Annotated in this window: 22 protein-coding genes; 17 read left to right on the forward strand and 5 right to left on the reverse strand. The window is 41.3% G+C overall.

Features of this window, described 5'->3' with window-relative positions:
• Positions 1 to 76: 76 nt before the first annotated feature.
• From panB to ACE4RR_RS07710, 13 genes are all read left to right on the forward strand, one after another.
• Positions 77 to 916 (forward strand): 3-methyl-2-oxobutanoate hydroxymethyltransferase, encoded by an 840-nt coding sequence (panB, locus tag ACE4RR_RS07650; RefSeq protein WP_375534819.1) that lies wholly within the window; start codon positions 77 to 79, stop codon positions 914 to 916.
• Positions 913 to 1,788: a pantoate--beta-alanine ligase gene (gene panC, locus ACE4RR_RS07655; protein ID WP_375534820.1), complete on the forward strand. Its 876-nt coding sequence runs from the start codon at positions 913 to 915 to the stop codon at positions 1,786 to 1,788. The genes panB and panC overlap by 4 nt, the downstream gene beginning before the upstream one ends.
• A gap of 1 nt (position 1,789) precedes the next feature.
• On the forward strand, positions 1,790 to 2,173 hold the full coding sequence (panD, locus tag ACE4RR_RS07660; RefSeq protein WP_375534821.1) for an aspartate 1-decarboxylase: 384 nt from the start codon (positions 1,790 to 1,792) through the stop codon (positions 2,171 to 2,173).
• A 20-nt stretch (positions 2,174 to 2,193) separates the two neighbouring features.
• Positions 2,194 to 4,998, forward strand: coding sequence for an ATP-dependent DNA helicase DinG (gene dinG / locus ACE4RR_RS07665; RefSeq protein ID WP_375534822.1), 2,805 nt, complete (start codon positions 2,194 to 2,196; stop codon positions 4,996 to 4,998).
• A 24-nt stretch (positions 4,999 to 5,022) separates the two neighbouring features.
• On the forward strand, positions 5,023 to 6,348 hold the full coding sequence (locus ACE4RR_RS07670; protein ID WP_375534823.1) for an amidohydrolase: 1,326 nt from the start codon (positions 5,023 to 5,025) through the stop codon (positions 6,346 to 6,348).
• A gap of 5 nt (positions 6,349 to 6,353) precedes the next feature.
• Entirely contained in the window at positions 6,354 to 6,524 is a 171-nt protein-coding gene (locus ACE4RR_RS07675; RefSeq protein ID WP_375534824.1) for a YpmA family protein, read from the forward strand.
• A gap of 17 nt (positions 6,525 to 6,541) precedes the next feature.
• Positions 6,542 to 7,015 carry a PepSY domain-containing protein gene (locus ACE4RR_RS07680; RefSeq protein WP_375534825.1) on the forward strand — a complete coding sequence of 158 codons (474 nt, stop codon included), beginning with the start codon at positions 6,542 to 6,544 and terminating at the stop codon, positions 7,013 to 7,015.
• A 105-nt stretch (positions 7,016 to 7,120) separates the two neighbouring features.
• Positions 7,121 to 8,302, forward strand: coding sequence for a pyridoxal phosphate-dependent aminotransferase (locus ACE4RR_RS07685; protein WP_375534826.1), 1,182 nt, complete (start codon positions 7,121 to 7,123; stop codon positions 8,300 to 8,302).
• A gap of 36 nt (positions 8,303 to 8,338) precedes the next feature.
• A complete protein-coding gene (gene asnS, locus ACE4RR_RS07690) occupies positions 8,339 to 9,628 on the forward strand; it encodes an asparagine--tRNA ligase (protein WP_375534827.1) in 1,290 nt (429 codons plus the stop codon).
• Positions 9,629 to 9,685: 57 nt separating this feature from the next.
• Positions 9,686 to 10,384, forward strand: a complete 699-nt coding sequence (locus ACE4RR_RS07695; protein WP_375534828.1) for a DnaD domain-containing protein — start codon at positions 9,686 to 9,688, stop codon at positions 10,382 to 10,384.
• 18 nt (positions 10,385 to 10,402) lie between these two features.
• Complete coding sequence (gene nth, locus ACE4RR_RS07700) at positions 10,403 to 11,065, forward strand: endonuclease III (protein WP_375534829.1); 663 nt, start codon at positions 10,403 to 10,405, stop codon at positions 11,063 to 11,065.
• Positions 11,058 to 11,570 carry a YpoC family protein gene (locus ACE4RR_RS07705; RefSeq protein ID WP_375534830.1) on the forward strand — a complete coding sequence of 171 codons (513 nt, stop codon included), beginning with the start codon at positions 11,058 to 11,060 and terminating at the stop codon, positions 11,568 to 11,570. The genes nth and ACE4RR_RS07705 overlap by 8 nt, the downstream gene beginning before the upstream one ends.
• Before the next feature lie 37 nt (positions 11,571 to 11,607).
• A complete protein-coding gene (locus tag ACE4RR_RS07710; protein ID WP_375534831.1) occupies positions 11,608 to 15,165 on the forward strand; it encodes a dynamin family protein in 3,558 nt (1,185 codons plus the stop codon).
• Positions 15,166 to 15,964: 799 nt separating this feature from the next.
• Here ACE4RR_RS07710 and ACE4RR_RS07715 read toward each other — a convergent pair.
• Positions 15,965 to 18,853 carry a transglycosylase domain-containing protein gene (locus ACE4RR_RS07715; protein WP_375534832.1) on the reverse strand — a complete coding sequence of 963 codons (2,889 nt, stop codon included), beginning with the start codon at positions 18,851 to 18,853 and terminating at the stop codon, positions 15,965 to 15,967.
• Positions 18,854 to 18,926: 73 nt separating this feature from the next.
• Positions 18,927 to 19,532 carry a Holliday junction resolvase RecU gene (gene recU / locus ACE4RR_RS07720; protein ID WP_375534891.1) on the reverse strand — a complete coding sequence of 202 codons (606 nt, stop codon included), beginning with the start codon at positions 19,530 to 19,532 and terminating at the stop codon, positions 18,927 to 18,929.
• 204 nt (positions 19,533 to 19,736) lie between these two features.
• On the opposite strand from recU, the gene ACE4RR_RS07725 reads away from it, so the two are divergent.
• The 4 genes from ACE4RR_RS07725 (at position 19,737) to ACE4RR_RS07740 (ending at position 22,026) form a co-directional block, all read left to right on the forward strand.
• Positions 19,737 to 19,988 (forward strand): DUF370 domain-containing protein, encoded by a 252-nt coding sequence (locus tag ACE4RR_RS07725; RefSeq protein ID WP_375534833.1) that lies wholly within the window; start codon positions 19,737 to 19,739, stop codon positions 19,986 to 19,988.
• 297 nt (positions 19,989 to 20,285) lie between these two features.
• Positions 20,286 to 20,753: a hypothetical protein gene (locus tag ACE4RR_RS07730; protein WP_375534834.1), complete on the forward strand. Its 468-nt coding sequence runs from the start codon at positions 20,286 to 20,288 to the stop codon at positions 20,751 to 20,753.
• Between the two features lie 46 nt (positions 20,754 to 20,799).
• Positions 20,800 to 21,165, forward strand: a complete 366-nt coding sequence (locus tag ACE4RR_RS07735) for a YppE family protein (protein WP_375534835.1) — start codon at positions 20,800 to 20,802, stop codon at positions 21,163 to 21,165.
• Between the two features lie 27 nt (positions 21,166 to 21,192).
• Positions 21,193 to 22,026, forward strand: a complete 834-nt coding sequence (locus ACE4RR_RS07740) for a sulfurtransferase (RefSeq protein WP_375534836.1) — start codon at positions 21,193 to 21,195, stop codon at positions 22,024 to 22,026.
• Between the two features lie 248 nt (positions 22,027 to 22,274).
• Here ACE4RR_RS07740 and ACE4RR_RS07745 read toward each other — a convergent pair whose 3' ends face one another.
• From ACE4RR_RS07745 to ACE4RR_RS07755, 3 genes are all read right to left on the reverse strand, one after another.
• A complete protein-coding gene (locus tag ACE4RR_RS07745; RefSeq protein ID WP_375534837.1) occupies positions 22,275 to 23,951 on the reverse strand; it encodes an ABC1 kinase family protein in 1,677 nt (558 codons plus the stop codon).
• Positions 23,952 to 23,983: 32 nt separating this feature from the next.
• A complete protein-coding gene (locus tag ACE4RR_RS07750) occupies positions 23,984 to 24,307 on the reverse strand; it encodes a phasin family protein (protein WP_375534838.1) in 324 nt (107 codons plus the stop codon).
• A gap of 165 nt (positions 24,308 to 24,472) precedes the next feature.
• Entirely contained in the window at positions 24,473 to 24,652 is a 180-nt protein-coding gene (locus ACE4RR_RS07755) for a hypothetical protein (protein ID WP_375534839.1), read from the reverse strand.
• Positions 24,653 to 24,792 lie beyond the last annotated feature (140 nt).

Raw genomic sequence — 24,792 nt, forward strand, 5'->3', positions numbered from 1 at the left:
TCCAAAAATGGACAGGGACGGGGAAGGGGATTCCGGAAGGGCATTTCCTTCTTCTCCGAAAAAAAGGAGGAGAAAAATGAATAATACAGCTACGTTTAAACGAATGAAAGCGAATCGTGAAAAAATTGCGATGATGACCGCCTATGATGCACCGGGAGCCTCTGCTTTGAATAATGCGGGGATGGATCTTGTACTCGTAGGAGATTCGGCCGGTATGGTCGTGCACGGCTACAGCTCTACGATACCGGTTACATTAGATGATATGGTGCTTCATACCAGGGCAGTAAAAAGAGGAGCCCCGCACCTCTTTACAGTTTCAGACATGCCGTTTCTTACGTACAACGGGGACATTACAGATACTATTCAGGCGGCAGCTAAGTTAATGCAGACAGGCGGTGCTGATGCGGTTAAGGTAGAAGGAGCGGGGGCTACTATTGAAGTTATATCCAGACTCGTTCATGCAGGAGTTCCAGTCATGGCTCACTTAGGGTTAACACCGCAGTCAGTCGGAGTCATCGGAGGATATAAAGTTCAAGGAAAAAATGAAGCTGAGGCCCAACAGCTGATCGAAGATGCTGTTGCAATTGAAAAAGCAGGGGCTTTTGCACTTGTACTGGAGTGTGTTCCTTATCTGCTGGCAGGATATATAACATCGAAACTCTCTATTCCTGTAATCGGAATCGGAGCAGGTTCTGAGACAGACGGGCAAGTACTTGTCTATCATGATGCTTTAGGAATCGGGGAAGGATTTGTACCTAAATTTGTCAAAAAATATGCGGAGGTACAACAGGAAATTGACAAGGCTCTGCTGCAATATATAAAAGAAGTCAAAAGCAGTGTGTTTCCTGATTCGAACCATTCCTTTAAAATGGATGAGGACTTAGCAGATCGGCTGTATGGAGGAATGACGAAGTGAAAACGTTCATTTCCCCTATAGAACTCACTAAAACACTTCTATCCATAAAGAGTGAAAAGAAAACAATTGGTTTTGTGCCAACGATGGGAAGCCTTCATGAGGGACATCTTGAACTTGTTAAAAAAGCAAAACAGCAAAATGATGTTGTTATAATCAGCGTTTTTGTAAACCCTTTACAGTTTGGAGCTGGAGAGGACTATAACGAGTATCCACGTTCTATTGAAAGAGACCGTTCGCTTGCAGAGCAGGCTGGAGTTGACTTATTCTTTGAGCCTACGGAAGACCTCATGTATCCTGAAAAGCTGAATACGTCAATAGTGGTAGAATCAGGCACAAACGTCCTATGTGGAAAAAGCAGACCTGGTCATTTTGACGGTGTTGCTACTGTCGTAATGAAGTTATTTCAGATAGTACAGCCGGACCGATCTTATTTTGGATTAAAAGATGCCCAGCAGGTAGCTGTTATTAAAAATATGGTAAAGGATTTTCACATGCCAGTTTCTATAGTGGCATGTGATATCGTGAGGGAAGCAGACGGACTTGCCCTCAGCTCGCGAAATATCAGGCTGTCTGAAAATGAACGATACCAGGCTCCTGCTCTTTATAAAGCATTACAGTATGGTGCAGAACTATTGTCTAAAAGCTGCCGCAGCCCGGAAGATATAAGCAGAATGGTTTATTCACATGTATCTGAACGAATCGAAGCGAAGATTGATTATATTGATATCCTATCCTTCCCAGCTCTTAGCAGAAGCATTAACGAGGAAGATGATATCATTCTGGCCGGTGCTGTTCATTTTAAGAAAGCCAGATTGATTGATAACATTCTAGTGCCTGCAGAGATTAGGCAGAAGCGAAAGTTGGGGATTTAATATGTTTCGTACGATGATGAAATCGAAGCTGCACAATGCAACGGTTACAGAAGCAAATTTAAACTATGTCGGAAGCATTACGATTGACGAAGAATTAATGGAAAAAGCAGATCTGCTGGAAAATGAAAAGGTACAAGTAGTAAATAACAATAATGGCGAAAGACTCGAAACTTACGTCATAAAGGGCAGGAGAGGCAGTGGAGTAATTTGCCTCAATGGCGCTGCAGCCCGTCTTGTCCAGCCTGGAGACCGGGTGATAATTATTTCATACTTGATGATTCATGAAAAAGACTGTCCGTCGTTTCAGCCGAAAGTTGCGATAATGACAAAAAATAACACAGTAGATCGAATGCTTGCCACTGAACCGGCTTCTACGATATTGTAAGGTGATTTCAGGAGGTTCTCATGAAATTTGTAGTGATAGATGTCGAAACAACAGGAAATGCTCCTCATAAAGGAGATAAAATTATACAGATCGGGGCTGCTGTGGTAGAGAATGGGAAGCTTATTCAAACTTATTCAACCTATGTTTATCCGCAGAAATCTATTCCGGCATTTATCTCTCAATTGACAGGGATCACAGATAAAGATGTTGCTGGCGCTCCTGTCTTTTCCGAAGTTGCGCCGCAGATTCTCGAGTTAATGAAGGATTCATATTTTGTAGCACACAATGTTCCATTTGATTTTTCCTTTATCAATGAAGAACTAAAAAATGCTGGCTTCAGCGCTCTGAAAAACCCTGTGCTGGATACAGTAGAATGTGCGCGGATTTTATTTCCCACTGCATCTGGATATAGTCTTTCGGCACTTGCAGAATGGCTCGGATTAACACACGACAGGCCACATCAAGCTGACAGTGATGCGATAGTGACAGCTTCTGTATTAATAAAAGTATTACATAAAATCAGCCAGCTTCCGGCTGCTTCTCTGAAATCTTTAAAGCAGCTCTCCCCCGGCCTGGCAAGCCAGCTTGAACCTATATTAATAAATGCCCTTTCAGTGAAGCGAAGTACCGGCAGGCTGGATGATAAATCGTTTGAAACATACCGCGGCATCACAATAAAAAAGAAGAGAAGTCTTTCTTTGGAAGCGTCCCGTAAAACAGTTGAAGGACAGTTTAACAAATCATTTTTTGTGAAGGGTGGAACACTTGAAAATAGGTGGGATGGCTTTCAATGGATTGAAGGTCAGCAGGAAATGGCAGATGCTGTATGGTCAGCTTTTAACGATCATTCTCATTTATTGGCGGAAGCTGGTACAGGCACAGGAAAGACGCTTGCCTATCTTTATCCAGCTCTTCAATTCACAAAAGAGTCCGGGAGCAGAGTCGTTATTTCCACCCACACTCTTCATCTTCAGGAACAACTGCTTGAAAAAGAAATTCCGGTACTAAAGAAGGTTTTAGACTTTCCTTTTCAGGCAGCGATGCTGAAAGGAAAAAGTAATTACTTATGTCTCCGTAAGCTGGAGCGAGTCTTAAAGGAAAAGCAGGCAAGCTATGAGGAAACACTTGGCCTCGCTCAGTTAATTATTTGGGTTCTGGAGACAGATAGAGGAGATTTAGAAGAGATAAGTCTTGCGGGCGGGCAGCAGAGTCTGCTTTGGGATCAAATATTAACGGACTCGGATTCTTTAAAAGACGATCCATGGGCGGACAAAAATTATTATTATCGAGCCGGTGAAGAGGCAGAAAAAGCTGATATTATCATCACAAATCACGCTTTGTTGTTCTCAGATATTGTAAAGGAGAATCAATTACTTCCTGTTTATAAGCATGCAGTCCTTGATGAAGCCCACCATCTAGATGAGCTTGCAGGAAAACACCTCGGATTTTCACTCAGCTATTTATTTCTTAATCAGCTGTTATCTAAAGTAAATCAAAATGATACAAGAAGTATTATTCAGCGGCTAGCTGTTTATGAAAAAAGCTATATTCATTATTTTCACGAAAATTGGTATCAGCGCCGCCAGGATAACTATGCCTTATTGAAATACGAATGCGATGAACTTTTTCGAACTCTTCATACATTTACTAAAGCAGGTCACCAAAAAAAGCAGTCAGAAACGGGCGGGTTCCTCTGCAATTATGAGCCCTCTCATTTACAAAGACAGGGCTGGAGTTCTATTCATGAGGCAGCTGAACGGTTTATCGTTTTAATAGAAGAAGAAACAGAAGCGTGGAACGAATTTCATGAGCGGCTGAGCAGCGAAATTAAAGGTACACAGTTTGAAATTGGCTGGCTTGAAGCGTTTCGAATTACACTAATGGATATTACTGTCTCGATTGAATCTCTAATTGCCTTATTATTCAATAAAAAAGATAATTACGTATATTGGATTGAGGCTGGCAGAAAAGGGGAACTAAATTCAATTGTGATGTATGGGAGGCCGATAAATGTTAATGATCTCCTTGCGGATAAATTATTCGCAGAGAAATTCAGCGTCGTAATGACGTCAGCTTCTTTAACCGTGAAAAAATCATTCTCCTATATTATTGAAAATTGGGGACTTGAGGACTTTGCTCCACAGACTATTATGCTCCCTTCTCCTTACCATTTTAAAAGAAATACGAAGCTGCTGATTCCGTCCGACATGCCCCTTATTAAAGATGGAGAGAGGGATTATATCAATGACGCAGCAGAATTCATCTATCATGCTGCTTCGATTTCAGATGGAAAAATGCTAGTATTATTTACTTCTTTTGATATGCTTCGCAAAACGTATTTTAAATTAAGAGAATGGGACGATGAAGGTGATTTCTACTTAATCGGGCAGGGAATGAAAAGTGGCAGCCGCTCCAAACTTATTAAAACCTTCCGTCAAAACGAAAAAGCCATATTGTTCGGTACGAACGCATTTTGGGAAGGTGTAGATATTCCAGGTGAGGATCTGAGCTGTCTTATCATTGTAAGACTCCCATTTGCACCTCCAGACGAGCCAGTAATGGAAGCAAAAAGCCAGCATAAAACACAGTCAGGCTCTAATCCTTTTACATCTCTCTCTCTGCCGCAGGCTGTGCTGAGATTTAAACAGGGCTTTGGCCGTCTCATTCGACATAAACAAGACAGGGGAGTCGTCATTGTCCTGGATAATAGATTAATAAAATCCAGCTACGGAAAAGAATTTTTGGAGTCTCTTCCCCCGGTCCCTGTAAAATATTTACCTACACCGACCTTGTTAAATGAACTCGCAGATTTTATGGACAAATAATATCGCAATCAGGGAAGTGAAGGAATGTCTCATTTTATAATTACGGACGTTCATATACTAAAGAATTTCCAAGTATTACCCAATAAAAATGTAGAAGTAAAAAATGGAAAAATCATTAGCATCTCAAGCTCAATGCCAGACAAGGACAGCACTTCAGGATTTATAGAGAAAATTTCCGGAAAAGGTAAGCTGCTGATGTCCGGAATGTATAATACACACGGTCACACTCCAATGGCATTAATACGGGGGTGTGCAGATGATCTGCCGCTTCAAGACTGGCTTGAGCATGAAATTTGGCCAAGAGAAGCCGTTTTTACTAAGCAATCAGTTAGAGCAGGAACTTCACTCGCGTTAATAGAAATGATAAAAAACGGAACAATAGCTTTTCTTGATATGTATCATTTATATATGAATGACGTATATGAGTTGGTCATGGATTCAGGTTTAAAAGCAGTCCTTGCCCGCGGTATGATAGGTTTTGGTACTGAGGAGGAGCAAAGGGGAAAACTTAAGGAAGCAGTTACTTTCGCAAAAGATTGGGAAGCTGAAAGTAATGGTCATATTAAAGGGATGCTGTTTCCTCACGCGCCCTATACATGTAAGCCCCCTTTTTTAGAAAAAATTATCGAATCATCCCGAAGCTATCGACTTCCACTTGGTATTCATCTGGCTGAAACACTTAAAGAGGTTAATGATCATAAAAGAGATTACGGGAGAAGTCCGGTCGATCATTTACACGAGTTGGGCTTTTTTGAACAAACTGCATTGCTTACTCATGTCGTTCATATATCAGAGTCAGAAATGGATATGCTTTCCGGGAAACCGGTATCTGTTTCTCATAATCCAATGAGCAACGCTAAGCTTGGCTCAGGCATCGCTCCAGTTTCCCGGATGCTAAAGAAAAATATTCCGGTGTCACTAGGAACGGACAGCACTGTTTCCAATAACACCCTTGATATATTTGAAGAAATGCGTTTTGCTGTGCTGCTTCAGAAGGCAGCTGACCAAAACCCTGCAGCCTTATCTGCACATTCTGCTTTACAAATGGCAACAAAAAATGGAGCAGAAGCCCTCGGTTTCAAGGATTCCGGCATAGTGAGGGAAGGAGCAGCCGCTGATTTTATTATGCTTGATATAAGCTCTGCCCACCTCCAGCCACTACAAAATCTTTTTTCCCATCTCATATATACTGCTTCGGGTCACGACGTGACAGATGTTTTTGTCAATGGGAGACAGCTTTTAAAAAATCGGGCACTGCAGACTCTCGACGAAGAAAAGATTGTTTTTGAGGCAAACCGGCATTCGCGTGCGATCGACACACTTTTTAGGGAAAATAAAAAGGGGGATTGAAAAGTATGGGTGATAAGATAGAGAAAATATCTACTGTAACAGTAGAGTCAACTCCTGATCTATATAAAATTGTCGATGCATTAAACAGGTCTTTAAAATATGATGATTTAATGTTTGGACTTGCTCTTGATGAAAATCACGAAAATAAGATGATATTCTCAATATATCGTACGTAGAGGAAGGATGCCGTTTTATGAGGCGGTTAGTAATCGCTGCAGCAGGGTTAATAATATTAGCAGTTATTGGTTTGACAGCACTTTATGTCATGAGCAGAGCACCACTTGTTGATGCGTTCGATAATATAGAGGCTGCTGCGTTACAGGAAGACAACGTAGAATCTGTCACTGGAATGAGCCGCTTTCATGGGAAGGCCACAGTAAATATAGTAGATGTTACGGTTTCAGAAGGAGGGATGGAGAGGTTATTCTTTTCAGGCGGTAAGCTTGTGGAAAGATTGACACAACAAGACATCTTCCCCGCAGAAGAGGCGATGAATGCCGCATTGGAGAGAGCCGGGCATCATAAAGCAGAGAGGATTCGTTCCGGCTATGAAAATGGCAGAGCTTTGTATGAGATTACACTAAAGAAAGATGGCAGACTGCATTATTATTACATGTCCATGGAAACAGGGGATTTCATTAAGCGATACAGTTTAAGTACGGGGTAAATAAAGTCTCTTGATGAACTCCAACTGAAGCCTGCTCTTGAATATAAACAAAGGAATCATTACACTTAAATGTATAAACTAAAGAACGTACAGGGAGGATAAATAATGCAACTATCAAAGAGAGTTTCTACTTTAACACCATCTTCTACACTCGCAATTACTGCCAAAGCTAAAGCATTGAAAGCAGACGGACATGATGTGATCGGCCTTGGAGCCGGAGAACCAGATTTCAATACTCCTTCCTACATAATTGAAGCCGCTGTTCAATCGATGAAAGAAGGCCATACTAAATATACTCCATCCGGCGGACTGCCTCAGCTCAAGGATGCGGTAATAACAAAATTCAAAGATGATCAAGACCTGGAATATTCTGCAGATGAAATTGTTGTCTGTACCGGTGCTAAGCACGCACTTTATACTTTGTTTCAGTCCGTTCTTGATGAAGAAGATGAAGTAATCATACCAGCTCCTTACTGGGTAAGCTACCCGGAGCAGGTAAAGCTTGCCGGTGGACGTCCAGTTATTGTTGAGGGTGCAGAAGAAAATGCTTTCAAAATAACACCAGCGCAGCTCGAACAAACCGTAACGAATAAAACAAAAGCAGTAATCATTAATTCTCCGAGCAACCCAACCGGAAGCATGTACACTTCAGCTGAATTAAAAGCCCTTGGAGAAACTGCAATGCGGCTTGATCTGCTTATCGTCTCCGATGAAATTTATGAAAAGCTCGTGTATGGAGGAGCAGAACACTACTCCATCGCACAATTTTCACCTGAGCTGAAAGAGCAGACAATTATTATTAATGGAGTTTCTAAATCACACTCTATGACAGGCTGGCGCATTGGTTATGCAGCCGGAAGAAAAGATATTATTAAAGCAATGACAAACCTCGCCAGCCATTCCACATCTAATCCAACAGCCAATGCTCAGTACGGAGCTATTGCGGCATACACAGAAGATGATGGATCAGTGGAAAAAATGAGAGAGGCTTTTGAAGACAGGCTCGAAAAAATCTATGCCCAGCTTGTTCAAATTCCTGGAGTGACATGTGTGAAACCGGAAGGTGCCTTCTACCTTTTTCCAAACGTAAAAAAAGCTGTTGAAGTAAATGGTTTTCAAACTGTGGAGGATTGGGTTAATGCTCTGCTGGAGGAAGAAAAAGTTGCCGTTGTTCCGGGAAGCGGATTCGGTTCACCTGATAATATCCGTTTATCTTATGCAACATCATTTGATGTTCTTGAAGAAGCGCTGATAAGAATTGAGCGTTTTATTCGAAATCATCAATAAGAATTTCCTTCGTAAATGAATAGAGGGGGACTTTTAGTGAAAACAACAATAGAGAAAGTAGGCAGTCACGCTGGTGCTGAAGTAATAATAGGCTGCTGGCTTGCAAATAAACGAACAAGTGGAAAGATTGCTTTTTTACAGCTGCGTGATGGAACCGGCTTTATCCAAGGTGTGGTCGTAAAAAACGAAATCGGAGAAGAAGCTTTCCGGGAAATAAAAAACCTGACACAGGAAAGTTCACTGTACGTGACCGGAAGCGTTAAAGAAGATGAACGCTCTCCATCGGGATTCGAGCTTCAGGTTTCAAATGTAGAAATTATCCATAAAGCAGTGGATTATCCGATTACTCCAAAAGAACACGGCCCAGAATTTTTAATGGATCATCGTCATTTATGGCTGAGGTCAAAAAAGCAGCACGCTATTATGCGGATTAGAAATGAAATTATTAGAGCAACGTATGAATTTTTTGATAAAGAAGGTTTTATTAAAGTTGATCCGCCAATTTTAACAGGCAGTTCTGCGGAAGGAACTACAAATTTATTCCACACCAAATATTTTGATGAGGATGCTTTTTTATCTCAATCCGGCCAGCTTTATATGGAAGCTGCAGCCATAGCATTTAATAAGGTTTTTTCATTTGGACCAACCTTCCGGGCAGAAAAATCAAAAACACGCCGCCATCTTATTGAATTTTGGATGATCGAACCGGAGATGGCTTTCGTAGATCATGAAGAAAGCCTGGTCATTCAGGAAAATTATGTCACCGATGTAGTCCAGTCGGTTCTTGACCGCTGCAGACTTGAGTTGAAAGCACTTGATAGAGATACGGAAAAGCTCAAGTCAATAAAAGCTCCATTTCCAAGAATGTCCTATGATGATGCGATTGCATTTCTTCAAAAAAAAGGGTATGACATTTCATGGGGAGAAGATTTTGGGGCTCCGCATGAAACTGCGATTGCAGACAGCCACGAAACACCAGTGTTTATTACTAACTACCCTGCGGACATAAAGGCTTTTTACATGAAGCCGGATCCCGAAAGAGCGGAAGTTGTATTATGTGCTGATTTAATTGCCCCGGAAGGCTACGGAGAAATTATCGGGGGCAGCCAGAGGATCGATGACCCTGAGCTGATGGAGGAACGCTTCAAAGAACATCAGTTATCAGAGGATGCCTATCAGTGGTATCTGGATCTGCGAAAGTACGGTACCGTGCCTCATTCAGGATTCGGGCTCGGGTTAGAACGGACTGTTGCATGGATCGCTGGAGTGGAACACGTACGGGAGACCATTCCGTTTCCACGCCTGCTCAATCGATTATACCCGTAGGACAGCCCCCGGTCTGGGGGCTTTTCTTATCAATTTTTCTTGGGAAGGAGGACAAGAATGAATCGATTAAACATTGCCACTGCTCTTCAAACCGGTCATGTATCACTGCCAAAATTGCTGCTTGATAATTATGTGAAAATCGGCTTAGATGAAATAGAACTTATGATGCTTATGCACATCCAGCGTTTTATCGATGAACAGCATCCCTTTCCGACACCTTCGGAATTATCGCAGCAAATGTCTTTAACTGAAAAACAATGTGCAGGTAAGCTGCGCTCTTTAATAAAGAATGGGTTTTTACAAATGCAGGAGGCACAGGATGAAGATCATCTTTTCTATGAAACTTATTCTTTACTGCCTTTATATGAACGACTTACTGAAGAATTATTTTCAGAAAAACTCACTCAGCAGCCTTCAGGGAATGATGAGGGACAACTTTTTGAAATTTTTGAAGAAGAATTTTCAAGACCTCTTTCACCGATGGAATGTGAGACGATTAAAGTATGGATTGATCAGGATAAATACAAAACGGAACTTATCCGCCAGGCCCTGCGTGAATGTGTGCTTTCTGGTAAACTAAATTTAAGATACATGGATCGGGTGCTTCATGAATGGACAAAAAATGGTATCCGGACTGCTGCTGATGCCAAAGTTTATGGTGAGAAGTTTAGAAAACAGCAGTCAAAACGCTATAATCAAAAGGAAAAAGAAAAGGGACCGGCCTATCCTAATATTAATTGGCTTGATGAATCGTAGAAAGGAAGCTGCAGAACTATGCTGACTAATAAGCAGATAACGTATGCGCTTGATACAATTGCAGGAATGTATCCAGAGGCGGAGTGCGAACTGAGATACTCCAACCCGTTTGAGCTTTTGATTGCAGTTGTATTGTCTGCCCAATGCACGGATGCTCTCGTCAACAAAGTAACCCCTGGTTTATTTGAAAAGTATAAAACACCGGAGGATTTTGCAGAAGTATCACAAGAACAGTTAGAAAAGGACATACGTTCCATTGGATTATATCGAAATAAGGCAAAAAATATAAAAAAATTATCTCGTTCGTTACTAGAGCAGTTCAATGGAGAAGTTCCAAAATCAAGAGAAGAATTAATGGGGCTGGCAGGTGTAGGGAGAAAAACAGCAAACGTCGTCGCCTCTGTGGCGTTTAACATGCCGGCAATCGCAGTTGATACTCATGTGGAAAGAGTGACGAAGCGGCTTGGCATCTGCCGCTGGAAAGACAGCGTAATTGAAGTAGAAAAAACTCTTATGAAAAAAATTCCAGAAGAGGAATGGTCCGACACTCATCACAGGCTTATTTTCTTTGGAAGGTATCATTGTAAGTCACAGTCTCCTCGTTGTGATAATTGCCAGCTGCTGGATATATGCAGAGAAGGAAAGAAGCGGATGAAAAAAAGGGAATTATATCATGCCTGAGCTTCTGATCCCTCCCTCGTTGGTACATCCCCCTTTTTATAATACGAACTCCTTGAACAGCGGGGACATTAAATCCACCGAACCGATGTTTGAAATCCCTTTTTACGCTGAAATACTGGCTGAGAATAATAAACTGGAAAACTTACCCTGGCTGCATAAAAAAATGTGGGTGCCGGCTTATATAAATCGCTGGGAAGAAGAAAGAGACATCCTTCAGCGGTTATTTAAAAATGAGAACCGCCAGGAAGCAAGGCCGTATATGATCATTGGCATCGCTCGTTTCATCAATATATTATTTTGGATGAACAACTTAAAAACACAAACGTCATCAGCAGAGTCTCTTGAGGCACTCTTACCAGAGTTAAATAAAACACCTGTAAACAGTGGTGAAAGACTGGCCTATGCACTCAATAATCCAGATCATTATCATTCTTACATCCAGCTCCGTGAATTATATGAAGAAACTCGAAAACAGTTTGCTGTGATAAAAATGAAGGAATCATAATTAGAAATAATGAAGAAGAGTAGGAGTAGATCAAGGTATGTCAAAATTGCAAGCAGGTCCTGAAGCGGAGTTAGAATCACTGCCTTTTCGAGAAGATGATTACAATCGCCTGCGTAAATTAAAAGTAAAAGCGGAAGAAGAATCATTTGAAGTTGCTTTCTGCGGTCATTTTTCTGCTGGGAAATCGACATTATTAAACCGACTTCTCGGAAATGAACTCCTGCCGACCAGCCCGATCCCCACTAGTGCAAATATTATCTCGATTCAAAACGGACCAGTCGGTTTAAAGGTGACCAAGTCGACTGGAGAAATAGTCAAATGGGAGGATGAGATTCCGTGGAATGAAGCAAGGCGCTGGGGAATGGATGGGAAATCCGTCCGTATGATTGATATTTATGCACCGCTTCCTTTTTTGGGGGCTGCCGGAAGAATCCTGGATACACCAGGGGTGGATTCGACCGACCCTGACCACCAGAAGGTGACAATGGACCGCCTTTATACGAGCGATATGGTAGTGTACGTAACTGATTATAACCATGTTCAGTCTGATACAAATATTCGTTTTTTGCAGCAGCTTTCCAATGAAAAAAAGCCAATTGTTCTAGTAATAAATCAAATTGATAAACACGAAGATAAAGAATTGTCGGTGCAGGCTTTTGAGCGTTCTATAAGGGGGATGCTGGCACGCTCATCTGTTTCTCCGCTTGAAATATTTTTTACCTCCATGAAAAAAGACGAACACGCCTTAAATCAGTACGATTATTTTGCACAATTTATTAAAGCAGTAATGTTTAATAGTGAAGATTTAATAAAAACGAGTCTGAAAACCCTGGAGAATGGAAGTGTTCATCATTTAATTGAAAAGCTCGAGGAGGAAAAGCAGGAAGCCTTTGAGTATTGGAAAGAGGCAATGCATAATAAAGGTTCAGAACCCGAGGCTGCAATGAACAGGGCAGAAGTAGAAAAAGAATGGAGATATGTGGAAGAAGAAAAGCAGCAAGCGATACAATCGCTTTACCAGGAGCGAAGCCAGCTGTTTGATAATGTAACCTTGTTTCCATATTCGACTACTGAAAAGGCGAGGGAATGGCTTGAAAGCCAGCAAAAGCATTTCAAAGTCGGTTTTCTTTTCAGCTCGAAAAAAACCGAAGAAGAAAAACAGAAAAGAAGTCTCGCATTAATAAACGAAGTAAATGAAAATATTCAGACCCAGCTTCTTATTCACGTAAAGAAAATGCTTTTAAAAGCAGACACGTCCTATCTGGAAAATGATGAAGAATTTGAAAAACAAGTACGGGGGCTTGAGCTGCAGGTAGATGAATCATTCTTGGCTTCTTTTTCATCAACAGGTGAAATCAACCGCCAGTTTGTTTATACATTCACAGGTAATGTAACTGCCAGCCTGGTAAAACAGTTAAAGAAAGCTTCTGAACCATTGAACAGGCTACATGAGCAGTCGATTTCCCGATCTTTTGATGAAAAAAAGATTAAGCTTTCAAAAGTGCTGGAGCAAAGCAGAGGGGCAGAAAACGACTGGTCCGAATGGGAGAAAAAGAGGGCTGAATATAATGCGGAAATAGAAACATGCATAAATTGGCTCAAGAATAGAAAAGAAGCATCTCAATTAATTGAGATGTTGAAAAAAGCTTCCCATCTCTCTTTTCCAGACCAGGAACCTGAACATATTTCTGTGGAGCAGGATGAACTGGTTTCAAAAGAAGCAGCTTATGAATGGGAGGAGAAAGAATTCTATTCAATAGATGAGAGCTTTCTCCAGCCATTAAAAACGTATCTTTCCATGTTCCGCTCAAATCATTTATTTCAGGATGAGAAAAATGATTTAGCAGACACGCTTAAAGAATATCAACAAAATACAATCAAAATTTCCTTGTTTGGCGCCTTTAGTGCAGGAAAATCAAGTTTTATTAACGCTATGCTCGGTGATACAGTAGTGCCAGTCTCACCTCATCCGACAACAGCGGCAGTTAATATTGTGAAACAGTCAGAAGTTGGTTTTCCTCATGGAACTGTTGTCCTTCAAATGAAAGAGAAGAAGCTAGTAAATCAAGAGATTGTGGACACATCCAGGCAATTAAACGAAGAAGTGTCAATTGATTCCATTGCAGACTGGAAAAAACCGGCGCCGGCCAAATTAAATGAGCATCAGAAAACCTATGCTCAATATTTGTTTACGTTACAGCAAAGCTTATCCAAAGAAGCGATTCCTTTTGGAGAAGAGAAAACCACTTCACTTGAACAATTAAACGAATGGGTCGCAAATGAGCAGAAAGCCTGCATGATCAAGCAGGTAACAGTATATTATGATTGTGGATGGACAAATAAAGGGCTCGAAATTATCGATACACCAGGTGTGAATTCTATTCACAGCAGGCATACAAACGTAGCTTTTGAACAGCTTAAGTATTCGGATGCCATCTTTTATTTAACCTATTTCAATCATGCCTTCTCCAAGTCTGATGAATTATTTCTCCAGCAGCTAGGCAGAATAAATGAAAATTTTGATGAAGATAAGCTCTTTTTTATTATTAATGCCGCTGATCTTGCCGATACACAGGAAGAGTTAAATGGAGTAACTAATCATGTGCTCGGCCAGCTCAAGAAAAATGGAATCGAAAGACCAAGGCTAACAGCACTCTCAAGTAAAGAAGGCCTTTATGAGAAGCAGAATAATACCGATGGCAAGACAGCATTCCGGATGTTTGAAGATAAATTTTCAAATACTGTCTGGACAGCACTAAAACTGGCACATGCACAAAGGTTAAAAAAGAAGTGGACAGCCCTTCAAAAAAGTATGAAGAATGTTCTTCGCGATATGGAAGAGCATCCATCAGATCTTACCGACATCTTAAACAGAAAAAAAAATAAATTACAGTTGTTCTCTAAGCAGGCATGCGAGATAAGCTTTGAGAAGTTAACAGAGGAATCTCTTGAAGAATTAAAACAGCAATGTACGTTTTTAAAACAAAGAATCAGATTTATCACTCAAGATTATTTTTCACATATTATACATCCGGGCACCATTTATGCTTCAACGAAAAAACAGCAAAAACAGCAGCTTCAAGGGGCGTTACAGGAGCTCGAATCCTTCGTGAATCGATATTTGCAGCAGGAGCAGGAAGCACTGATGATTCGAATTGAAGAGCTTCAAAAAAATGATGTGGAAATAATGCTTCAGCATAAGATTTCCTCATGGCAGATGGAATTTCCTACTGTTCATAAACCAGAAGTGGTTCCGGAAATTCCAAGGAAATATGAACCTTATGAAAACCAGGAAGATAAGGGAAAATATCTTGCCTATTACAAATCAGCAAAAGATTTCTTCGAAAACCGAAAAGTACTTGAACTTAAAGAGACTTTCTCTAATGACTTACAGCTTCAGCTTACAGCCTTAACAGAATTGTTTGAAAAGAGGAGTGCCGAGGCAATCCTTCTTCACTCAGAGGCATTTGAAAATCAGTGCCGTGATAAACTGCTGAATTCATTAAAAATGGAAGAGGAGAAGGCAGAGTCCCTTTACGATCATTCGAGAAAACACATTCTCGAAGAAGAATACGCTTCATTATCAACTATTTAAAAGAAATTTGGTTGATTTCATCCCTGCAGGCGGACGCTTTCCGCGGGCTTGATCTCAGCCACCTCGGACAGCTGACGCTTCTACGGCGTCTTTTCCGCAAACTATTCCCACGACGCACAGGACGTGCTAGTGTCGATGTTGGCCACAGGACGTGGCCGGTTTTAATCGACCCGGAGTCGCCGCCTTCCGTTCTTCAATCGAAGAATAAACACCATAAGGGTGACTTGGCATTTCTTGTATTGAACTTACTTCAAGTCAAAGACCGTACGAAAGCTGGCATGTTTAGGTGTCAGCTTTTTTAAAAATAAGAAAGAGTAAAGATTTTGTTGATTTTTTGTTGATTTCATCACTTTAGGCGGACGCTTTCCGCGGGGCTTGTCTTCAACTAATTCTGTCTCAGGGAAGCTTCGCCAGAATGGATTTTCAGACGGCGCTGAGCCCACCGGAGCAGCACGTGTCTCAAGACTCCACAGGCAGTGTTCTTTCTGCCGGGGAGGCTTGAGCCGTGCCCGCGGAAAGCGAAGCGTTTTGACGGAGCATTTTATGAAAGATGTATCAAAAGGTCATGAAAAGAGGACCTTTTGACAACTCCTTTTTCCTGTTTCCTTTACAAAAAAATCGCCTCTTTCGGTATAATGTAGTCACCACAACCCATTAACGAAATAAGGCGATTTTTATGAGTAACCTAACGGTCACTTTCCAAGATTATACCATGAATCAGCTGTTTTTTTGATGCGTATCAAGGAGTCGGGTGTCCATGGTATTTTACGTTAAGGGCTTTTTATACAGCCCCTTAGCATTACTCGTCGCTGCTGTCGTCATCACCACTGTCTTCGCTGTTCCCTTCGGATTCAGAGGAGCTGGCTTCCCCTTCATCCCCTCCAGAGTCATCACCGCTGCCAGAGTCATCACCGCTGCCAGAGTCATCACCGCTGCCAGAGTCATCACCGCTGCCAGAGTCATCACCGCTGTCATTGCTGTCACTATTATCTCCGTTGTCTCCGGAATCACCATTTCCATTGTCGCTGCCATTATCACTTCCATTGTCACCTGCGCCATTATCACTTCCATTGTCACCTGCGCCATTATCACTTCCATTGTCACCTGCGCCATCATCTCCGCCGTTATCGCCGGAATCATCGCCATTATTGGACCCGTCCTCGGTATTCTCATCCTCAGAAGATTCTCCTGAATCTCCAGGCTCCTCTGATTCTTCATTTTCATCCGATTCTTGATTCTCTTCTTCTGCTGGTTGTTCTTCAATCTCTTCTTCGGATTCCTCTTCTGCATTAGCTGCCGGAACATTTACTTCCACTTCCGCAGAATCACTGGACTCATCCGGTCCTTCATCATTTATCACAGTTACTCGGAAGCTGTGTGACGCATCTCTTTTAGGGCTGCTAAGTGTGTACTGCATCTCCTGCTGGTTAGATACTTCTTCGTAACTGCTGCCATCCACGCTGTGCTCTATCTGGAAAGACCGTCCTTCAAGATCAGAATCATCGTAGTTCCAGCTTACTTGAATTCGATTATTGGCTTCGTCATACTGTGCATTTAACCCGCTGATTTCAGAAGGAGTAGCAAATTCAGTTGAAACGTCTTCAGGTGCCGTCCCTTTTACATACAGCTCCGTAATAATTTCACTTTCTGGTGTATACGGGCTGGCTCGGTCACCAGTGCTTTTCTCAAGATCTATTTCCTGTACCGAATCTGGTTTTTCAAAGTCTGGTGTGTCGATATCTTCTGAAGCTCTCGTCATAATAAGTTTGAAGATATCTTTTGCTATATCACTTTCTGCTCCAGAAAGGTAGCCATCGCCACGATTCCCGCTGAATCCTGTCCAGACAGAGGCAGTATACTTTGTAGTGTAGCCGTTAAACCATACATCCGGATCCCCGCCGGAGGGAATATTAAATTGCTGCTGCTCTTCGGAAGTGAAATTCGTTGTGCCAGTTTTTCCAGCTACCGGAAGCCCCGAAATATTGGCCGCACGGCCGGTGCCTCGATCATCTGTTAGTACATCTTTTAACATATCTGTAATCATATAGGCTGTGTAATCGCTCATCGCTTCATGAGACTCGGGTTCGAGGTTAATTTCCCGGCCGTCTGGAAATTCTACTTTTCGCACAGTATATGGCTCATTATAGGTGCCGCCATTGCCGAAAGCAGAATATGCTCCGGCCATATCGATGCTTGAAATGTTGGAGACGCCTCCGAGAGCTGCTGCTTCAAAGATATCATCTCTTTCAAAAGGCATTCCCAGGCCTTGTGCAAATTCAGTCGCTTCATCAAGACCAGTTTCCTGTAAAGCTTTTACTGCCGGGATGTTTAGCGAACGGACAAGCGCTTCTCTCATACTGACATTTCCTGCATAGTTGCCGGAATAATTTCGTATGTCGTTCCCATTTGAATACTTGTGCGGTTCATCTTTTAATTGATGATAGGTTGACCATTGGTTGTATTCAATCGCAGGCCCGTAGTCAAGAATTGGTTTTATAGTTGAGCCCGGCTGTGCGGTAGAGCGGGTGGCATAATTATAACCCTTTGCAATATCACCACTCTGCCGATTGCCGACCATCGCCTTGACGGCTCCCGATTCGGTATCAACCATTGTAAATCCGACCTGAAATAATTCATTATCAGGGTAATTCGAGATATGCTCCTCAGTTGTTATTACTTCCTCGGCGTAGTCCTGCAGGTCAGTATCAAGTGTAGTATGGATTTTTAAACCGGCTGAATACAGATCCGAGGTAGAAATACCATCTACTTCTTCGATTTCACTTTGAACGTGAGAAATAAAGGAATCGTAAACGATGTTTTCTTCAGAGGGGGTGTGATTGATCTGTTCATCTAAACTTACATTGATTGCCTCTTTGCCTTCTTCCTCGGTTATAAACTCGTGTTTCACCATTTGGTTAATAATTAGGTTTCTTCGCTGTTCTGCCGCTTCCGGATTCTGTGTAGGGTCATATAAACTAGGACGGTTTGGAATGCCTGCTAACAGTGCGGCATCCTCAATAGTTAAATCTGACATGTCATCTTTATTAAAATAAACACTAGCTGCTTCTCCAATTCCGTATGCGCCCTGGTTGAAATATATTAGATTTAAGTACATTTCAAGTATCTGATCCTTGCTGTATTCCTGTTCCATCTTAACAGCCAGATATTGCTCCTGAAGCTTTCTTGTGATTGTTTTATCAGAGCTCAGGAAGGCATTTTTTACGACCTGTTGGGTAATTGTGCTTGCGCCTTCTGCTCCAAATCCGCCAAATATGTTTGCCTGAAGGGCACCAAAAAGTCTGCGGATATCAATCCCAAAATGATCGTAAAAGCGTACGTCCTCTACAGCAATAAACGCTGCCTTTGTATTTTCGGGTACTTCATCGATATCAATTAAATCCCGATTTTCTCCCGACTGCAGCTGTGTTATTTCTTCATCGTTTTCATCGTATATTGTAGAAGCCTGTGAGAAGACCAATTGGTCCGGATCGAGTTCCGGCGAAGTACTCATGATTGCCACGGCTGTTATTGTCCCGGCGGTCACCATGACCACACCAGCAATTAGTGCTGCAATTAATAGTTTACGAGTAAGAGAACGCTTCGGTTTTTGTTCCTTTGATTTTTTGCTGTGCTTCTTATTTTCCAAAGCTTTGCGTCTTTCCTGTCTTGATGTATATTTTTCACTCATTATTTTTCTTCCTTTCTGAGCATGACAATAAAACAATGCTGCCGATAATTTAGTCGACACTGGCAGTAAATGGTTACATCGTATTGATTATTTTGTCTATTATTTTTAAATAATCAACTCTGGGAATATATCCCTCCGTCAGCAGCATTCCATGCTGTTCTATACTTTGCTTTGGAATTGATTTACGCTTTGTTTGATTTTTGTACCACCAGATAAAATGAGAAGCCTCATAAAAATAGGTTTCTCCTAAAGAAGAAAATCGAATGATGAGAAATGCTATGCCGCCGTGGAAGATAACATTTTCCATGTGGGTTACCTGGTGAGGATGGATATTACCAAAGGGAAAGGAGGTTTTATTTCGTGTCTCCTTTGCTTCAAAATCAATATATTTACTTTTGTATAAACCATTGTAATCTGTAGTGGATGGTTGCTTGAAGTAGGCCTCCGTTATCTTTGCAGCACTTCTTTTTGGATAATCAACCCCGACAACCTGCACGGGAGTAGGCTTTTTATGGATGACTGCGATGCCGGATGCCAAATAATAATCGTTAGTATCATTAATGTCTTTTTCAAGCGTCATCCCGCGGTTGGCGAAGCCCTGATTTTCCCTTGCGGACTTCTTATGTAAATTGCTTCCTGGTCCTTGAAACTTTTTACCGCCGGGATACCGGATTCCCATCATCTGCACCGTCCTTTTATTTAAGGTTATGAAAAGTCTGTATAAAACAGTGTTACAATCGTTTCACCTTACTATTTCATTCCTACATGATAGCACACTTATTCCTCACAGAACATTGCTGAAATGTGAATTATCGCCCCCCAGGTAGACAGTGCAGGGAGGATTTGTGTTACGATATGGAAAGGAAAGAAAGGTAGGGATAACATGGGCGAAAAACCTGTTAATTTAGGTTTTGGAAATATGATGCCTCCGGAACGGATTGTTTCTATAGTCAGTTCTGATTCCGCTCCGACGAAAAGGCTGATCCAAGAAGCACGAGAAAGAAAAATGTTAATTGATGTCACGAACGGACGAAAAACTAGAAGTATAATTTTAGCAGACAGTGATCATGTGTTATTGTCCGCTATTCAGCCTGAAACTGTTGCACAGCGGCTTCAGGGAAGTCCTGAAGAATAAATGAATTATTGACAGTCATATTAACTATATCGAAACGGAAAAGACCGTCACCGGTCTTTTTTTTACTGTCCATTCAGAAATGCCAAGCAGCTTTAGAAAAATACATATGAAGTATTGACGATCTCATGCAATTGAATTAGGTAGTAATGCAATTTTTTCTAATAAAAACTGTTTCCTTGTAATATTCACATTTATTTTCACTTTCTTCATCGAATCTCCACTAGTTCTGTCATTGGTAAAGGGTTTCAATAGTAAAAAGCGAATGATAAAGGACTAGAGTACGGGGAGGTATATGGGATGGTAAATGGAACGTTGAAAACGAAGGACATTGCCAATGAGCTGCAAATTGCACCTGCCACCGTTTTAAACTGGGCAAAAAAGTACAAAGTACCCCACACAAAAAATCAACAGGGACATTTCTGCTTCAGCATGGAAAGCTTCGAGTATTTTAAACAGCTGTCCGGTTCTCAAAAAGAGGATATACTTGAAGAAAGGGAGAATGCTGCAAGTAATGAGGTAATATACAGGCTTGAGCAGCTGGAGGAAAATTTAAAAATGCTCGAAAGAATGATTTCAAATAAAGCAGATGAAATTGTTTCTTTTCAAGTGTTTGAGCACCGCAGTGATCTCGAACAACTGCAGCTTCGCCTTGATTCGATAGAAAAATCTTTAGAAGAACAAAAAAACACATCGCTGCTGGCGGAACAAGCTGAAAAAATAGAAAAAAAACCGAGACGGCTGCTTGCTAATATCTTTTCTATTTGAATGAATCTCTCACTGTTGCTAAGATAAAGAAAGCAGGAGGGATTTTATGAAATGGCAGAAATTCAATGATTTATCCGATCAATTAAGGGTATATAATAATCAGGCGCTGAATTATTACCGTGAGAATATACAGGAAAAAGGGGAGGCTGTTGATTTTGAAACGGTGGTAAAGCCATTTGCCGATGAAGTGAAAAATACGGCAGATCAATGGCTTCCGCTTGCAAAAGAGTGGGTGCTCGAAGAAAAGCCTCCCTATTTTTATTTAAAGCAGCTTGAAGACACACATGAGAACCTGCTCATTTCCTCTGTATTAGCGTTTCAGCTGGATACAAAGGAAAAAAGATTCAGAGAAATGATTCAATCAATAGATTATATATTATCTGGAATAAAGAATTCTTTGGCAGAACAATAATTGTCATAGCAGAGGAGGCTGCCACCAGTGCATTCAATAGTTACCGCGGATTGGACAGAAAAGCAGTTACAAAATGAAACGACGAGAATAGTTGACTGCCGGTTTGAATTACAGGATCCTAAAGCTGGAATAGCGGCATATGAAAAGAAGCACATCACCGGGGCGGTTCACTTTGATCTTGAAGAGGATCTGGCTGCTCCTGCAGAAGAATATGGAGGCCGCCATCCTCTTCCGGATCTGGACATTCTCGTCAAGAAATTGTCTGCAGCCGGTATTGATCAAGAGACGACAGTAATTGCTTATGATGATCAGGGTGGGGCGATGGCAGCACGATTTTGGTGGCTGCTTCGTTATTTAGGGCACCAGCAGGTTCATGTTCTCGGGCAGCCTTTTTCCTTATGGGAGAAAGAGGGAAGGCCTGTCGATACAGAGACCCCTGACTTTGCAGAAAAGTTTTTTATCGCAGATATGGAACCGAATATGCTTGCACACATTGAGGAAGTGAAGCTGTCTCTGCATGATGATGAGACGATTCTTATCGATGCGAGGGATGAAAAAAGGTTCAAAGGCATTGAAGACAACGTGGATCCGGTAGCTGGCCATATACCTGGTGCAAAGCATTATTTCTGGAGAAACGTGATTAATGATAAGGGAGAATGGAAAAGTAAAAGTGAACTGCAGAAGCTGTTTGCACCATTACAAAATGAGTCAGTCATCTCTTATTGCGGCTCTGGAGTTACGGCTGCGGTCAACATCCTTGCGATGAGTGAGGCTGGATATGATATGCCGAGACTTTACGCAGGAAGCTGGAGCGACTGGGTTTCTTATCGGGACCTGCCGGTAGAAAAGAGTGAAGAGTAAAAGCCAGCAAAGCGGATGCACCGTGTTGCTGGCTTTTACTCTTCAGGCTTTGTACAGAGTGAATTTAACTACTGAATAAAAGTGTAATAATTTACAAAACTGCTGCCGGGACTGGCAATTAGAAGAAGCGCCAGCCTCCAGCGAAAGGCTTATCAAAATTAAATCACCGGGAGAATGATTCCATCATAACTCCAGGAGCACTGCCAGCCGCGATGAAGACCAGAGGTAAGTAGAAAAGCCAATAGCCTTTAGAATCGTCCTGATTTAAAGATGGCATAGAGCAGCCATACAAACATTACAAATGAAATAAGAAAACTGATTTCAATGACGGGCAGCTGAACAAGCGGAGAAGAATTGTCCCCAAAAGTAGAGCCGACTATTAAACCAACCATAATAATACTAAATGCCAGCAAAATAATACTAAAGGATAAACGGTTGCTGATCCGGTCAAGCTTGTTTAAAAAAATATCAATTTTTGGAATTTTAATTTCCACGCCGACATGACTGTTATTTAATTTTTCCAGAGCATCCCGGAGTTCTCTTGGGATATCCAGAAAATATTCTTTCTGTTTTTTTCCTTCCTCAATCCATTCATCCAACTGATTCTTCGGGTTCAATTTTTCCCGGATCAATTTTTTTCCGTATGGTTCTGCTACATCGATAATGCTGAGCTCAGGATCCAGCTCTTCGACTACACTTTCGAGAGTTATTATTGCCTTGGCAAGCATTGTGTACTCTTTATATATGGAAATATCATAGCGGTGGGCTGTAGAAAAAATATCATTGATTGCTTCACCGATGCGGACTTCATTGAATGGTTTGTCATAATATTTTAGAAGTAAATACTCAACATCCTCAGAAAATTGATCTTCATCTATATCCTCTGGAAAATCTGCCATCTCATATATTGCTTCCGCGACTTCCTTTGGTTTTTTTCGAGTCATAGCAATAATATAATTAATGAATTGTTTTCTCATTGATTTATTCAGCCTGCCAATTTGTCCAAAGTCAACGAGAGCGGCAGTTTCGCTGTCAATAAAAATAATATTTCCAGGATGAGGATCACTGTGAAAAAAACCGTCAACCAGCACCTGGTGCAAAAACGTATCTGCAAGGGTTCTGCCTAGCAGCTTTTTATTATAACCAGATTTTTTTCCCTCTACCACCGCCAGCTTAGAGCCGGTTATAAACTCCATCGTCAGAACACGCCTGCTCGAGTAATCTTCATAAACTTCAGGTATGATTAAGTGAGGAAAAGCTTCCATATGTTTTTTCATTTTTTCCATATTCCTTGCTTCCACGTAATAATCTATTTCGTCCCGCAATGCTTCTCCATATTCCTCAATAATATCCTGCAGCCGGTAGTATCTTGCCCATTGGAAACGCTGAGACATCAATCTGGCAAGATCTCTTAGAATTTCTATATCTTTTTCAAGTATTTCTTTTATATGCGGGCGCAGCACTTTGACAGCCACCTCACGGCCATCCAGTAACCTGCCCTGATGAACCTGCCCGATGGAAGCAGCAGCGATCGGTTCCTCTGATATGTATGAAAATATCTTGCCCAGCTCATCATGCATATCATTTTCTATTAATTTCTTGGCCTGTTGAAAAGGAAATGGAGGAACTTCATCTTGAAGTTTCTCCAATTCTTCAATCACAGAGGGTGGAAAAATATCCCTTCTTGTACTGATAAGCTGACCAAGCTTAATAAATGTTGGACCAAGATCCTCAATAACGAGTCTGATTCTTGTTGCTATTGATTGAGAATGGAATTCATTAGGGCTGGAAGTGAGTCGTTTTGGCAAAGAGAGGATGTGGAATAGTCCTACCTCCTGCAAAATATAACCAAATCCGTGCCGGGCAAGTGTCGCTGCAATTTTCCTATAGCGGTTAGCGTGTTTAATGCTTCTAGAAAGTGCCATACTTGATTTCCTTTCACAATCAATGTCTGCAATTATGAGTGATTATTGTCTTCACGGCTGAGATGATCTAGCTTTTGTTCAATAGCCTGCAGCCTTTCTTCGATACGTTCGATATCTTTATCTGTTGCAAGCCCCATATCTTTAAAAGTGTCCTGCATTTTATTTTTCGCCTGACCGGACCAATTCTCTTCTTTTTGCTTTCCCTTTTGGATAAGCTCTTCTTTCCACTGCTCAGCTTCTGCCGGTGTAATTTTCCCTTTGGAGACAAGCTCATCTAAGTAATGCTGAACCCGTTCTTTTCCATAAGATGCAGCTCCAAGACCTAACAAAAATCCTCTTTTTAACATGTCATTCATTTACATATCCCCCTTTTTAAACTGATTACATTGAATACCTATAACTCATTTCCTGTAAACAGAAGGAATAAAACATGAAAAGCCTATGAAAAAGAGGCTTCCTGTGTGTTGTAGTGACGAACCAGGCCAGCCTCATTTCCTGCTTGTAAAACGAGCAGAAACAAATTATCCATTATCTCGTATCATTAAATAAACAAAACCAATTAATGTAAGAACTGATATTATTGTCACCACAGTAATAAACATTGGTTCTGCATCCTGCCATGCATTAACAGAGGCAAATGTATTCGCCGGAAAAACAAGCAGTGCAGCGGCAGTTAATATGACAGCCATCCATTTGTTCATCGAAAAGCCTCCTTTTTTTATGTTTAGTATGTACCTTACTTGAGTTGAAAATAAAAAACTAGAATCAGAAGGGAACAATTATTATTATAGAGCTTCCCTACCTTAGAATCAATTACCTGTTTGTGATAAGGCTAAAACTA

The sequence above is a fragment of the Alteribacillus sp. HJP-4 genome (genome assembly GCF_042139015.1).
Taxonomy (GTDB): domain Bacteria; phylum Bacillota; class Bacilli; order Bacillales; family Marinococcaceae; genus JBHIKY01.

Coding starts and splice junctions, on each gene's coding strand:
- panB (WP_375534819.1), top strand. CDS start 77: ATGAATAATACAGCTACGTTTAAACGAATGAAAGCGAATCGTGAAAAA.
- panD (WP_375534821.1), top strand. CDS start 1,790: ATGTTTCGTACGATGATGAAATCGAAGCTGCACAATGCAACGGTTACA.
- dinG (WP_375534822.1), top strand. CDS start 2,194: ATGAAATTTGTAGTGATAGATGTCGAAACAACAGGAAATGCTCCTCAT.
- ACE4RR_RS07670 (WP_375534823.1), top strand. CDS start 5,023: ATGTCTCATTTTATAATTACGGACGTTCATATACTAAAGAATTTCCAA.
- ACE4RR_RS07675 (WP_375534824.1), top strand. CDS start 6,354: ATGGGTGATAAGATAGAGAAAATATCTACTGTAACAGTAGAGTCAACT.
- ACE4RR_RS07680 (WP_375534825.1), top strand. CDS start 6,542: ATGAGGCGGTTAGTAATCGCTGCAGCAGGGTTAATAATATTAGCAGTT.
- ACE4RR_RS07685 (WP_375534826.1), top strand. CDS start 7,121: ATGCAACTATCAAAGAGAGTTTCTACTTTAACACCATCTTCTACACTC.
- ACE4RR_RS07695 (WP_375534828.1), top strand. CDS start 9,686: ATGAATCGATTAAACATTGCCACTGCTCTTCAAACCGGTCATGTATCA.
- nth (WP_375534829.1), top strand. CDS start 10,403: ATGCTGACTAATAAGCAGATAACGTATGCGCTTGATACAATTGCAGGA.
- ACE4RR_RS07705 (WP_375534830.1), top strand. CDS start 11,058: ATGCCTGAGCTTCTGATCCCTCCCTCGTTGGTACATCCCCCTTTTTAT.
- ACE4RR_RS07710 (WP_375534831.1), top strand. CDS start 11,608: ATGTCAAAATTGCAAGCAGGTCCTGAAGCGGAGTTAGAATCACTGCCT.
- ACE4RR_RS07715 (WP_375534832.1), bottom strand. CDS start 18,853: ATGAGTGAAAAATATACATCAAGACAGGAAAGACGCAAAGCTTTGGAA.
- recU (WP_375534891.1), bottom strand. CDS start 19,532: ATGGGAATCCGGTATCCCGGCGGTAAAAAGTTTCAAGGACCAGGAAGC.
- ACE4RR_RS07725 (WP_375534833.1), top strand. CDS start 19,737: ATGGGCGAAAAACCTGTTAATTTAGGTTTTGGAAATATGATGCCTCCG.
- ACE4RR_RS07730 (WP_375534834.1), top strand. CDS start 20,286: ATGGTAAATGGAACGTTGAAAACGAAGGACATTGCCAATGAGCTGCAA.
- ACE4RR_RS07735 (WP_375534835.1), top strand. CDS start 20,800: ATGAAATGGCAGAAATTCAATGATTTATCCGATCAATTAAGGGTATAT.
- ACE4RR_RS07745 (WP_375534837.1), bottom strand. CDS start 23,951: ATGGCACTTTCTAGAAGCATTAAACACGCTAACCGCTATAGGAAAATT.
- ACE4RR_RS07750 (WP_375534838.1), bottom strand. CDS start 24,307: ATGAATGACATGTTAAAAAGAGGATTTTTGTTAGGTCTTGGAGCTGCA.
- ACE4RR_RS07755 (WP_375534839.1), bottom strand. CDS start 24,652: ATGAACAAATGGATGGCTGTCATATTAACTGCCGCTGCACTGCTTGTT.